Source organism: Corynebacterium efficiens YS-314, from assembly GCF_000011305.1.
Classification (GTDB): domain Bacteria; phylum Actinomycetota; class Actinomycetes; order Mycobacteriales; family Mycobacteriaceae; genus Corynebacterium; species Corynebacterium efficiens.
Genome location: NC_004369.1, coordinates 127,231 through 140,679 on the forward strand (window position 1 = coordinate 127,231; position 13,449 = coordinate 140,679).

At 64.5% G+C, this 13,449-nt stretch carries 9 protein-coding genes; 6 read left to right on the top strand and 3 right to left on the bottom strand.

The window, feature by feature from the left end; all coding sequences use genetic code 11:
• The first annotated feature begins 72 nt into the window (after positions 1-72).
• Complete coding sequence (locus CE_RS00855; protein ID WP_006768571.1) at positions 73-360, top strand: TM2 domain-containing protein; 288 nt, start codon at positions 73-75, stop codon at positions 358-360.
• A gap of 111 nt (positions 361-471) precedes the next feature.
• Here the strand turns inward: CE_RS00855 and CE_RS00860 are convergent, their stop codons facing one another.
• From CE_RS00860 to CE_RS00870, 3 genes are all read right to left on the bottom strand, one after another.
• Positions 472-1,638, bottom strand: a complete 1,167-nt coding sequence (locus CE_RS00860) for a winged helix-turn-helix domain-containing protein (RefSeq protein ID WP_035109111.1) — start codon at positions 1,636-1,638, stop codon at positions 472-474.
• A gap of 186 nt (positions 1,639-1,824) precedes the next feature.
• Positions 1,825-3,117 carry an MFS transporter gene (locus CE_RS00865; protein ID WP_006768569.1) on the bottom strand — a complete coding sequence of 431 codons (1,293 nt, stop codon included), beginning with the start codon at positions 3,115-3,117 and terminating at the stop codon, positions 1,825-1,827.
• A 73-nt stretch (positions 3,118-3,190) separates the two neighbouring features.
• Positions 3,191-4,207 carry a hypothetical protein gene (locus CE_RS00870; protein ID WP_006768568.1) on the bottom strand — a complete coding sequence of 339 codons (1,017 nt, stop codon included), beginning with the start codon at positions 4,205-4,207 and terminating at the stop codon, positions 3,191-3,193.
• A 245-nt stretch (positions 4,208-4,452) separates the two neighbouring features.
• On the opposite strand from CE_RS00870, the gene CE_RS00875 reads away from it, so the two are divergent.
• From CE_RS00875 to CE_RS00895, 5 genes are all read left to right on the top strand, one after another.
• Positions 4,453-6,414, top strand: coding sequence for a hypothetical protein (locus tag CE_RS00875; RefSeq protein WP_006768566.1), 1,962 nt, complete (start codon positions 4,453-4,455; stop codon positions 6,412-6,414).
• A gap of 173 nt (positions 6,415-6,587) precedes the next feature.
• Positions 6,588-8,666 (top strand): hypothetical protein, encoded by a 2,079-nt coding sequence (locus CE_RS00880; RefSeq protein ID WP_006768565.1) that lies wholly within the window; start codon positions 6,588-6,590, stop codon positions 8,664-8,666.
• Between the two features lie 11 nt (positions 8,667-8,677).
• Positions 8,678-10,213 carry a hypothetical protein gene (locus tag CE_RS00885; protein ID WP_006768564.1) on the top strand — a complete coding sequence of 512 codons (1,536 nt, stop codon included), beginning with the start codon at positions 8,678-8,680 and terminating at the stop codon, positions 10,211-10,213.
• Positions 10,210-11,646: a glycosyltransferase family 2 protein gene (locus tag CE_RS00890; protein ID WP_006768563.1), complete on the top strand. Its 1,437-nt coding sequence runs from the start codon at positions 10,210-10,212 to the stop codon at positions 11,644-11,646. The genes CE_RS00885 and CE_RS00890 overlap by 4 nt, the downstream gene beginning before the upstream one ends.
• A 29-nt stretch (positions 11,647-11,675) precedes the next feature.
• Complete coding sequence (locus CE_RS00895) at positions 11,676-13,421, top strand: ArnT family glycosyltransferase (RefSeq protein ID WP_231295063.1); 1,746 nt, start codon at positions 11,676-11,678, stop codon at positions 13,419-13,421.
• Positions 13,422-13,449: the final 28 nt, after the last annotated feature.

Consider the following 13,449-nt stretch of genomic DNA (forward strand, 5'->3'; position numbering starts at 1 on the left):
CAGGGGGAATACCCCCAGCCCCAGTGGAATCAGCCTCCGGCCCACTACAGCCACGCCTCGCAGAGTTACCCCATGCCCCAGTACGGCTACCAGCCACAGCCCGTGCAGAAGAGCATGGTTCTCGCAGCTATTCTTGCCCTGTTCCTGGGGCATCTGGGTATCCACAATTTCTACCTGGGGTATACCCGCGCCGGGCTCGCCCAGCTTGGATTGTCCATCGCGGGGTGGGTCCTTGCCATCGTGCTCATTGGTTTCGTGTTCCTGTTTGTGGTGGGTGTGTGGGCGCTCATTGATTTCATTCTCATCCTGATGCGCAGCGGACGTTTCCGCGTCGATGCCAGTGGAGTGCCGCTTCAGTAGGTTCCGCGCTGCAGCAAGCCCGAAAACACCAACAACTCCGGGGTGACACGATCAGGTCGTGGCACCCCGGAGCTGTTCCACCGCTTATGGAGGCAGTACCCCTCTGTAGCTCTAGTTGCCTGTCCCCTGCTGAACGGGGGTCAGTGCCAGCGGGGTGTTGAGCAGACGGTCCAGCGCGACGGCCCGGGCGGCGGCGCGGACGTTCTCGCGGTGGGTGGGGATCAGGCGGAGTTCGATGTCGCGGTCGTATTCCTTCTTCAGTTCGGCGGCGAAGATGGAACGTCCCTTCTGGTCCTCGGAGAAGGCCGATCCGGACAGGACGAGGGTGGAGGGCTGGAGGTCACGGGCCGCCGCGGCTGCGGCGTGGGCGAGCAGGGTGGCGCGCTCGTCGAGAAGCGTGCGGACCTTCGGGTCGCGGTCGGCGAGGGTGACCAGTTCGGAGAGGGTGTCCGCGTAGGTGCCCTGGTCGGAGACCCGGTTGAGGAAACCCTGGGTGCTCAGTGCGTCCTCGGGGGTCATGCCGCCGGTGTCCAGGGCGGAATCGCTGGTGGCCTGCAGCGGGCCGACGACGTGGACGCCGGTGTCGTTGCTGTAGGCGGCGCCCACGGAGTCATCGGCGTAGAAGGTGAGGGTGACCGGGGTGACCTCGTCGGGGCGGGGCAGGGGTGCGGCCTGCAGTTCGGAGGCGGCGATCGCGGGGATGGCGGAGGCGACGGTGGCGGGCACGCTGAACTGGTAGTTCATGCGTCCGGCGATGTCCACGGCGTCCCACCCGAGGTTGTGGGCGGTGACCACGCCGGCGTTGGTGACCTTGCCGGAGGTGGCCACACCGATGCCGACCAGGGGCAGGTCGATGCCGGTGGTGAGGCGGTTGACGCCGGCGATGAGGTGTTCGATGAAGGTGTCGGGATCCAGATCGATCGCGGATTTCTCCAGCATGTTGTCACGGAGGGTGCGGCCCTTGGTGTCGAACAGCGCGATATAGGATGATCGGGTGCCGATGGCCACGCCCGCATGGATCCAGGGGCTCGGCGCCAACTCCAGGGGGATGTTGGGGCGACCGGGGCCGGTGGACTGCGTGAGGTCGGGGCGTTCCCGGACCAGACCGGCCTGCATCAGTGCGGTGACCGCGCGGGTGACGGTGGGCTGGGACAGACCTGTGGCCTCGACGAGCTCATTGCGGATCAGCTGCTGGCCGAGACGGATATGATGCATGCACTTCGCGGCCGGGGTTGCGGGGCGGGCGAAGGGCGCTGAGGGTGGGGCCTGATTTGGCATGAATAAAACAATAGCCAATCGTAGACAACACTGTCTAATGACACGCCAGTTTCCTAGACTGCATAGTCTATTGTGGGGGTATTGGGCTGGGCCTTTTGTCATGTCACGCGCCTCGGGGGCGAGCTTCTCGACGCCCCGACCACCCCCTCGGCTCACCCCATCCGGGGTGTCGCCGCGAACATGGGGTCACCGTGTCGGGTCGGTTTCCTCCACGGTCGGGTGGGGTCTGCGGTACCGCCAGAAGGACGGTACGCAGATCATACATAGGAAAGTAAGCGTCACCACAGCCACCCCACCCCAGAGGGTGGTCCACCCGGCACCCCAGGGCCCGGCCAGCCAACCATGCAGCACATCGGCCAGGCGGGGCCCGCCCACCACCACGACGATCCACACCCCCTGGATGCGTCCCTGGACATGTTCCGCCGCCGACTGCTGCAGGATGGCATTGCGCACCGCCGAGCTGAACATGTCCGCCATGCCGCCGAAGATCATCATGATCACCACCAGCCATGCCCAGTAGGTGACCCGGCCGGGGCTCATGAGGACGGCTACGCCCGCCAGGGCCACGGCGGCACCCCACGCGATGATGCACCAGTAGACCGCCACGCCCTGCCGACTGATCCGCGAGACCCACCCGGAGAACACCCCACCCAACACCGCACCGATGGCGATGGAGGAATACAGCAGCGACAGCATCATCGTGCCCTCGGCCCCACCGCCGAAATCCACCTCGGCGATCTCCGGGTAGAGGGCGCGGGGCATGCCGAAGACCATGGCGATGAGATCCAGCAGCATCACCATCATCAGCACCGGCTGACCCGTCAGATACTTCAGGCCATCCACCACGCTGGCGAAACCGGCCTTCATCACCTCGCCCACCGGCTTCATCGCGGGCAGGGCCCACACCGCCCACAGGGTCGGCACGATGGAGACCACATCCAGGAAGTACAGCCACCCGAACCCGATCAGCGGGATCAGCACACCGGCGAGCAGGGGGCCGACGATCGCACCGGTCTGCATGAGCAGCATGTTCAGGGAGGTGCCCGCCGCCAGCTGATCAACAGGCAGGAGCCTGCGCAGGATCGCCGTCCGCGTTGGTTGGTTGACCGCGAAGAACGCCTGTTGCAGTGCGAAATTCCCCAGGAGCAACCAGATGTTGGTGTTGCCCATCATGGTCAGCGCCCAGAACCCGGCGGTGGTCGCAATCAGGCCGATGGTGGTGGCGATCAGCACGATGCGTTTATCAAAGGCATCCGCGATCGATCCCCCATAGAGGCCGAAGATCACCAGGGGTACCAGGCCGAAGATGCCGGTGAGGCCCACATAGGCGGAGGAGCCCGTCAGCTGGTAGATCTGCACCGGCACGGCCACCACCGTCAACTGTGCACCCAACACCGTGGCGACATTGCCCAGCCACAACCGTTTGAAGGCGGGCACCCGGAACGGGCGGGTGTCCGCGAAGATATCTCTGAAGCTCACGCGCCACACCTTATCGGAGCGGGCGACGTGCTCCGTCGGTTAGCTTCAGGGGCCCGGGTTCAGGAGCGCGGCATCAGGAACGTGGGTCGTCGGCGAACCAGGCTGCGGCTGTCACCGGGCTGGAATCCCCCTGCAGCAGGGCCTGGATCTGCTCTGCCGCATGCAGCACGGTGGGCAGGTGGAAGTCGTGGGGGAGGGGCTCGTCATCGGTCAGGGTATTCCGGAAGAAGGAGGATCCCCGGCGTACCGGTCCGCCCACCCGGCTCACCGCGATGGTTCCGGCGGCCTCGGATTCCAACAGCACCACCTGCCGGTCCACACCGGATCCGTCTGCTGAGTTCTCCTGCCACACCTGGGGCAGGTGGCGGCAGTAGACATTGCCCAGGCAGAGGGCAATCTCCGCGAAGGAATCCCGCCCCATATGGGAACTGATGCGGAACCGGTACCAGGAATCATGCTCGGTCATGTCGGGGGTCGCTGACTCGCCCTCGGCCGGTGGGTGGATGAGCTCGGCCCAGCTGGCGGCATCAGAACTCTCCTGCTCCCACACCGCGACCGCACCGATCTTCCACAGGTTGCCCAGCATGCGGGTGTGGTCCTCGGTCAGGGCCGGGTGGAAGCCCCGGTAGGTGGTGGGTCGGGAGCTGTCGGGATTGCCCCGACGCTGTCTCCACCCGGCGATATGTGCGGTCTGCCCGGGCACGTCCCCATAGGAGGGGTGGGTTCCGGTGTCCGGATCGGCGACATCCTCACGCAGGTAGTGGGCTATCGGTGGCGCAGTCTCATCCTGCGGATCGCTGAGCAGAATCGGGAGGGCATCCGGGCGCGGTGGGTAGCCCAGCATCTCCCATTCCTCTCCCGCGCGCAGGTCGAGATGCTTGACGACGCGTTCCACCGCCTCCAGACTGTGCGCCCGGTGGATCTGGACCGGGCGTGCCAGTTGAACCGCCGCCTGGGCGGCGTGGTGGATGGAGTAATTCGGCCACGCGCACACCAGCGCGTAGATGAACTGTTCCAACCGGTTCCTGCGCACCGGGTCGGTCTCTGCCTGCACCATGGTGTGGATGTGGGCGTAGTGGGCAGTGGTCATGGCATCTCCTCACCGTTGATCCATTTTGGGCAAGGTTAGCCTAAGCTCCAATGTTCGTCCAGGGTTTCTTCCCACCACCCACCAGACCGTCACGTGACGCGTCACGGGTGAGGAGCGGGGGCGTGGGGGCGTCGTAAAGCAGTCCCCGAACCGGATATTTCCGGACAGACATAAACACGACGAGTGGCAAATAACACAGATATAATCAGGCGCAGTTTCCCTGTCACCACCCCCGAGGAGAATCCATGTCGACCATGCGCCGACTCACCCGTTCCACCACCGCTCTCCTCCTGGCAGGCGGCATGGTTCTGGGCAGCGCCTCCGGTGCGCTGGCCCAGGCCCAGGAAATGGTCATTCCGCTGGACAGTCTCGGTGTGGGGGAATCCACCACCTTCTTCGGTCGCACCGCGGAGGTACCCTTCACCATTCCAGTCCCACCGGGCACCACACCTGAGGTGTTGACCGGCACCTTCCAGCTCCCCGTTGATTTCACCGGTGGGTTCGTGGAGCTCTACAGCGGCGGCAACCTCCTGGCCTCGTTCCCCCTGGCGGCGGAGAACGCCACCGCGGGGGTGGAGATCCCCCTTGATCAGGTGGAGGTGACAGGTGACCGTGCCAGCTTCACCCTCCGGGCCGTCATGGATGTAGAGGGGGATCAGTGGTGCCGTGAGATCCCGGAACTGAGTCTGCTCAACGGTTCGGTGCTCTATTCCGGGGAGGCCGACGCCCCGGAGACCGTGGCGGATTTCCTCCCCCCGATCCTCAGCACCCTGAGCATCTACGTCCCGAGCGATCCTTCACTGCCGGTGCAGCAGGCCGCCCTGGAACTGGCCACCTCCCTCGAATCCGTCTACCGGGCCTCCAATATCGATATCCAGATCCTCGATCTACCCGGTAACCGCATGGAACCCGGCCTGCCGGGAGGGTCGCTTGAACGCCAGATCGTGTTCAGTGGCACGGGTGAACCGGGGATTGAACTGGTCAACGGGGGTGAGGAATCAGCCTTCCTCCGGATCAACGGTGAGGACGGCCAGGTGGGTGACCAGGCACGTCTGCTGGCCGACCCCATTCTCAACCTCACCTCCGACAACCAGGTGACAGCCAGTGGTTTCCCTACCCAGATGCATACCTTCCGGGAGATAGCCACCCTCACTGAGCTGGGATATTCTGCGCTCACAGCAGAGGGCGTCGGCCAGCCGACCGTCTACCTGACCCTTGAGCGCGCCCGGTTCCAACCCTTCGTGGAATCTGCCGATCTGACACTCACCGGCGCCTACACACCACTGGGGGAGGAGCGCGGTGGGGAGATCACCGTAACAGTGGGTGGCAATGTTGTTGACCGGTTCCCCGCGGATGACTCCGGGGAGATCGACCGGGACATCACCATCCCGGGCAACCAGCTCGGCCGCTACACCGACATCGCGGTGGCGTACCGCACCACCGGTGACGTCAGTTGTGGCACCACCCAGCCGGTCGCATTGACCATTGACGGGGAATCCTCGATCACCATCACCGACACCAATGCCCCCAGCCAGGCCGGTTTCCAGGCCTTCCCGGAGGGTCTCCTCCCCACTGTGGATGTGGCCATGTCCGGGGGCACTGCCGCTGATCTCTCCCGTGCTGCCAGCATCCTCACCGGGGTGCAGTCACTGAGCAACGCACCACTGCAGCCACGGATCGTGTCGTGGGACGAAGCGGTGGGAAGCAGCAATCCCACCGTGTTCATCGATGCCGATGGCAACCGGATGGGGGAGATCCCCCGCCACCTGGCCATGACGGACACCACCCTGACACCGATGACCCGGAGCGGTGGCGGTGGCGGGGCCACCGGCGAACCTGGCTCGGAGGATGTCGATTCCGCGCGCCAGCTGACCATGTCGGAGGATCTCTCCGCCGGAAGCCTCCAGGCGGTGTGGGATGCAGGCAACGCCCGCATGATCCTCGCGGCCTCCTCCAACCAGAACCCCGTTCAGCTCGACCGCCTCCTTGACTGGCTCGGTGAGGATACGGCTCGTTGGGCTGGATTGCAGGGTGATGTCCTGGTGCAGGCGGGTGACCGTGCCCCCATGGAATTCCAGGTGGAGACCCAGGAACCCCGCCAGCTCATCGACCGCACCAACCTCATGATCGCCATCGCCGTGGGTGCCCTGATCGTCATCGTTGCGATCGTGGTTCTCCTGGTCGCCATCCGACGTTTCCGCAGGTAATACGGGGTATATCCCGGAGGGGCCTGTCAGGAGGGAAGGGGTCGGCGATGGGTGGGAACCGGTGCGGGAACTACCGTGCTGGAACTCATGCGGGAAGTCTTCCCGTAACGGCAAATCACCTGTATAGTTTCTGGAATACAATATCGTTTGCACCGGGGCTTTGAGGAGTGCCGATGTTCCTTCCGCGAACTGTGTTCCACCGCGCCATCTCCCGGGTCATGCCCCGCACCCTCGCTGCTGCGCTGGCCACCGGTCTGATGCTGTCCGCCTCATCCGGTGTACCTGCCCTGGCGCAGGACAACCCCGGCCAGCAGGACACTGACCCGGCACAGGGCACCATCATCACCACCGGTGATCTCGGGCTGGGGGAGAGCACAACCTTTCTCGGTCGCACCACCAAGGTGCCCTTCAGCATCATGGTGCCTCCCGGAACCACCCCGGAGGCGCTGACCGGCACCTTCCAGCTCCCGGTTGATTTCAGTGGGGGAGTCATCGAGCTGTACAGCGGTGAGCGGTTGCTCACCTCCCTGCCGCTGGAGGTACAGGACAACCTGGCTGCCGTGGAGATCCCTCTCGACGGGGTTCCGGTGGAGGAGGGCCGCGCGGACTTCACCCTCCGGGCGGTCATGGATGTGGTCGGGGACCAGTGGTGTCGGGAGATCCCGGAGCTGACCTTCCTGGACGGGGCGGTCCGGTATTCCGGGCAGAGCATCAAGCCCACGGTCGTCGCGGATTTCCTCCCGCCTGTTCTCCGGACGTTGAGTCTCTACATCCCGGTTCAGCCCTCGGAGGCCGTGCAGCAGGCCACACTGGAGGTGGCCACCTCACTCGCCTCCGTCTACCGTGCCTCCGGCGTGGAGGTCCGGGTGGTGGGCCTGCCGGAGGGAAGTGCCCAACCCAGTGCACCGGCGCGTAGCGGGGAGAGACAGATCGTGCTCACCGACACCGGCATCGCCGGGATAGAGCTGATCAACCCCGGTCAGCAGAATGTGTATCTCCGGATCAACGGCCGGGATGAGCAGGTGGCTGATCAGGCACGCCTGCTCACCGACTCGCTTCTTCCACTCGCAGCTGACCAACAGGTGACGGGCGCCGGGTTCGGGGCGGTGCCGGGTGTCTCCACCGACATGGCCACCCTGACTGAGCTGGGTAATTACAATCTCTCCTCCGAGTCGGTGGGGGGTACCGCTGTGCGGGTGGGTATTGAACGCTCCCGGTTCCGGCCTGTCATCGAATCCGCCGACATCCACCTCACCGGTAGTTACACCCCGCTGCCGGATGCCAACAACGGGCAGATCAGCGTCCGGGTGGGGGACACGGTCCTGGACTATTTCACCGTGGATGATTCCGGTGAGATCGACCGGAAATTCACCCTCCCCGGGGAACTCGCCGACCGGTACACCGAGCTGGTGGTGGAATACCGGACCACCGGTGTTCTCACCTGTGGTGACACCCAACCGGTGGGGCTGACCATCAACGGTGACAGCCTGATCACCACCCAGCACACCGATGTTCCGATTCTCTCCGGTTTCCGGTCGCTGCCGCAGATCTTCCAACCCACGGTGGACGTCGCGATGACCCAGGGTGATGTGTCCGATGTGTCGCGGGCGGTCAGTCTCCTGACCGGGGTGCAATCCCTGAGCACCACCCGGGTCCGCCCACAGGTGGTGACCTGGGAGGAGGCAGCAACCAGCACCCGTCCCACGGTGTTCATTGATGCCGAGGGCGAGCGCGCCCGGGAACTGCCGCGTTACCTCTCGGAGGCCGGGACCACCCTCACAGTGGCCACCCGTGATGGATCCGGCGTGGCAGCCGACGAACTGACACAGGAGGAGAAGGATCGGGCACGTCAGCTCACCACAACCGCGAATCTGCCGGCTGGTGGACTCGAGGTTGTCTGGGACGCTGAGGCAGGCCGCATGATCATGGTGGCCTCCTCCAATCGGAACTCCCGGCAGTTGGACGGTGTGATCCGGTGGCTGGATGAGGACAACACCCGCTGGGCGGGGTTGAACGGTGATGTCCTGATCCAGGTGGTGGACCGCACGCCTGTGGAGCTCGAGGTGGCAGGCCGCCCTGCTACATCGAACACTGCGACCACATGGGTGGCGGTGGCGGTGGCCGCTGTGGTGATTGCGGTGGTGGTTTCCGTGACGCTGCTCGTGTCCCAACGGTCCCGGCGATCCCGGCAGTCCCAGCGGGGTCAGGGATCACTCGGTAGCCGCCGCGCAGGCCGACCTGGACGCGGATAGGTGGGGCGGTGATGGCTGCTGAGATCACCAACCCGGGGACCACCAACCCGGGTACACCACCCGCACAGAGCGTATCGACGACCCGCTGGCTGCGGGGAAGGCCAGGCATCCGGTCATACACGCTGCGGGGATGGATCCTGGTGTTCAGCCTGGTCGTGGCGTTCCACGATACCTTCTCACGGGTGTTGGAGATGGGTTTCATCGGCTTTGAACATGACATCCTGCTCGTTTTGTTGATGGCGGCCGTATTGTTCATGGGGCTCGACCGCACCCGGGCGCGTGCCCTGGACATCCACGACCGCGAGGTGGATTACATCGTCGGCTGCATGGCGTTGATCATCGCCATCACCGTCAAGACACAACTGCTGCCACGCTTCGTCGAGTGGGATGCCCTCCTGCGGTTGGATATCCTTGCCATCCTGGTGTTCGTCTTCGGTGCCTCCGGACTGCTCTATGGCATGCGGTCCACCCTGCACTTCGGACCCGGGTGGGCATTGTTGTTCCTCTACAACCCGCCGGTTCACCTGATCGTCAGCACCCTGCTCGGTGGTGGATGGTGGGGGACCGCGATGGCCAATACGCTCGGTCTGGCACTGGCTGTGTCGGTCGCGCTCAACCGGGATCTGGTTCAGAAGATCTACTTCGGTGTCTTCGCACTGGTGGTGGGAATGATACTGGCCACGGTCATGTGGCTGCTGAATCCCCCGCCCTTCTATCTCACCCACGTGCCGGGGATTGTCGCCGCCGTTGTTGTTGTGTACAACACCTCCCGTGGCAACCCCGGGCAGTGGTCCTTCCTCCGGTGGCGTATCCCCACGGTGAAGGACACCCGCTGGGCCACCATCCTGATCCTCATCGCCGTGGTGGTTCTGGCCGTCAACCCCGTGCCCCGCAGTCCCTGGTCCCCGGACCTGCTGCCGGAGGGCCCGGTGGCACCCTCGACCCCGGGGGTTTCCGTGTCCCCTGACTGGGAGGTCACCGGTTACCGGGAGTACGAATGGGCCAGCCGGTATTTCGGTCCGGGTTCCTCCCTGGTGAGGCAGGAGCTCACCAGCCGCGAGTACAACCCCGACTGGGATCAGTCCGGGTTGGCGCGCACCGTGGTGGTGGATACCCTGTTGGCCACTGATTACTACCAGGCCCGTGCTTTTGGCGATGAAACCCTCTATTCGACCCTGACCGGTAGGAAATCAGAATCGCGGACGGTGGACCTCGGGTACGGGATTTCAGGGCGCGTGTACACGGTGTTGGATGAATCGGACTTCCTCACCTACACCAAGCTGGTGTTCTCCTGGACCCGGGAGGACAGTGTGGTGGAGAACATCAGCGTGATCGCGGTGGATGACCACCGTCCGGAGGCCCGTTTCCCCCAGTTGGCACCGTCCCTGGGGCTGATGTTCACACAGGTGTTCACCATTTTGTTGCGTGGTAATGCGGTGACCGTGGACACCCAGACCGAGTACAAGGACATGGATCTGGTGACCACTGTCGCCCGCGATATCGTCGGCTGGCAGATGGAAAGGGACAGAGGGGAGAGGGACCAATGATTCTCACACTGGATTCCCCCGAGGAGGACAAGCGCCGGGCGCTCATCCACGCCATCGACGGACTCCGGCGCCAGGATCCGCTGGTCTCCGCCGCGGTGGCCTTCACCCGGGGACAGAAGATCTTTTTCATCACCGGCGGGTTGGTGTTCCTCCTGCTCGCCGTGCTGGCACCCCTGGTGGCACTGATCGTCATCGCGGGTCTGTGCACCCTGATGTACGTGGTCACCCTCACGGACCGCTTCATCATGTTCCGCAAGGGCCTGCGTGCCGACGCCATCATGAGGGTCACCGATGAGGAGGCCCTTGCCGTACCGGTGGAACGGTTGAAGGCCTATACCATTCTCGTGCCCGCCTATGGGGAGCCGGAGGTGATCACGCAGCTGGTCACCGCCATGAATTCCTTCGACTACCCACCCCATCTGCTCCAGGTGCTTCTCCTGCTGGAGGAGGATGACCTGCCCACCATCGAGGCTGCGGAGCGGGCCAATCTGGGGGAGATCTCCACCATCATCAAGGTGCCGCCGGCCCAGCCACGCACCAAACCGAAGGCCTGCAACTATGGACTGCATTTCGCCACCGGGGAGATCGTCACCATCTTCGATGCGGAGGACATCCCCGATCCACTGCAGCTGCGCCGGGTGGTGGTGGCCTTCGAGAACTCCCCCGCGAATACCGTGTGCGTGCAGTCCCGGCTGTCCTATAGGAATGCCCGACAGAATCTCCTGACCGGGTGGTTCACCATTGAATATGACGTCTGGTTCAATTTCCTGCTGCCCGGCATCATGCGTATGCAGGCGCCGGTGCCCCTCGGTGGCACCTCGAATCACCTGGTGACGGAGGTGTTGCGGGAACTGGGGGCGTGGGATCCGTACAACGTCACCGAGGATGCGGATCTGGGTGTGCGTATCGCCGCCCGTGGTTACCGCACCGCGGTTCTGGATTCGGTGACCTGGGAGGAGGCGAACTCCGACACCATCAACTGGTTACGGCAGCGGTCCCGCTGGTACAAGGGCTACCTCCAGACCTGGTTGGTGTACATGCGCCGCCCGCGGTGGTTGGTGCGTGAACTGGGTGTGCTTCCTGCTCTCCGGTTCACCTTCCTCATGGCCGGCACCCCGATCGTCGCGGTGTTGAACCTGCTCTTCTGGTATCTGTCCCTGACCTGGATTCTCGGGCAGCCCGCCACCATCGCCGCGATGTTCCCGCCTCTGGTCTACTACCCGGCGCTGATCTGTCTGATCCTGGGCAACGCCGCCACCATGTACATGAACCTCATCGGGTGCCGGGAGGGGCGTGATCCGTTGCTGGTGGTGGCGGTGCTGACCTTCCCCGTGTACTGGCTGCTCATGAGCATCGCCGCGTTGAAGGGCACGTGGCAGCTGATCACCCGTCCCTCCTACTGGGAGAAGACCGCCCACGGACTGGAGGCATGATGGTGGGTGGGAATCCTGCTCTCATCGGCGTGCCTCAGGCTGCCCGCATGCCACGTCTGGCGCGGTCCTCCCCGGCGTCGCCCAGCACGATGGTGCCGGATTTCCCGGACCGGAGGGACTGGCGCAGGCAGGGCGTGGTGGTCTTTATGGGCACCCTGGCGATCTACCTGGCGGTGGCGTGCTGGCTGGCGCTGGATGTCCGGTACTACCTGGGTGATGCCCTCTCCCGTACCCAGGCGGCGGAATCCATCCTGTATTCGCGCAATCCCAACCTGTCGGTGATGGGGTTCATCTTCACCCCGCTGACCACCCTGGTGCAGCTGCCACTGGCGGCGGTCGCGCCACATCTCCCGGATCTCACCCGCACCGGGCTCGCCGGGGCGGTGGTGTCGGTGGTGTTCATGGCGGGTGCCTGCCGCCAGCTGTGGTTGATCGCGGCTGAGCGTGACATCCCCCGGTGGTACGCGGTGGCGGTGGTGGTCATGTTCGCCCTCCACCCGATGATTGTGCTCTATGGGGCGGTGGGCATGAGTGAGGCCCCGTTCATCTTCGGGGTGTTGTGGGCCTCCCGGCGTCTGATCCGGTGGACCTCCACCGATGACGTCCATGATCTCATCACCGCCGGTTTCGCCCTCGCGGTGGCCTTCCTGGCCAGGTATGACGCCCTGGTGATGGCGTTCGTGGTCATGCTGCTGGTCGGTGCCATGACCTGGCGGGACCGCCGCCGGCGCGGATGGAATGACCCGGCGGGTTTCGCCTTCCTGGACATGCTGGTCCTGGTGTGGCCCATCGCCCTGGCGTTTGTGACCTGGACCGGCGCCAGCTGGTTGTCCACCGGTGAACTGCTGGCACAGTTCACCTCGCAGTACGGCAACGCGGCTGTCATCAGGCAGGAGGGGGGTGGTGAGACCGGCCTCCAGGCGCTTGTCGACGCCCTCACCCGCACCCTCCTCATCTCACCGGCGTTACCATTACTCCTGGCCGTAGTGATCATTGCGTCCATAAGGCGCGGGGACCGTGAACCGCTGTTGCCGACGGTGATGATGGTGACGGTGTTGGCCTTCCAGATCCTCACCCACGCCCTGGGTTCCACCTTCGGTCTGATGAGGTTTTTCATCATCGCTGTTGCCCTGACTGCGGTCCTGCTCATCCAGTTGTTGCCACCGGGCGGGAGATTCCCCACGCTCCGTCCGGGTGCCCTCTACCGGGAGCGACCACGGGCCCGCACACCCTGGGTCAGTGTGCAGGTGTTCGTCCTCCTGCTTGTTGCGGCCGGCATGGCCGTCACCACCACGGGGTTGGGGTCCCCGCGGTGGGCACCCCAGGAATTCGCCCTGGCCCAGGTGATCCCCCTGGCGGACAAGGGCACCCTCGCGGAACAAGAACGCCGGATCCGGGTGCTCAAGACCTTCAGCACCGAACGCTATATCGCCGATCACCTGGACTCCCTCAACCTCGGGGAGAGCACCGTGGTGACCTCGGTGGTCAAGAGCTTCGCGGTGCTGAACGCCTCGGGGAATCAGAAACAGTTCGTGATCCCCTCCGATGAGGATTTCATCACCATCCTCAACAACCCCTCCGGGTCCGGGGTGCGGTATCTCCTGGTCTCCGAACCGGATCCCGGTGGGGTGATCTGTCCGATCAACCTGCGCTACCCGGACCTCTATGACACCGGTGCGGGTATCGCCACCCTGGAACTGGAATTCAAGAACCAGGGCGTGGGGCAACCCAACTGGAGGTTATACCGCGTCCTCAGTGTCCCGGTGGGGCAGTAGGATCAGACTGAACCCGTATCCACCCTCA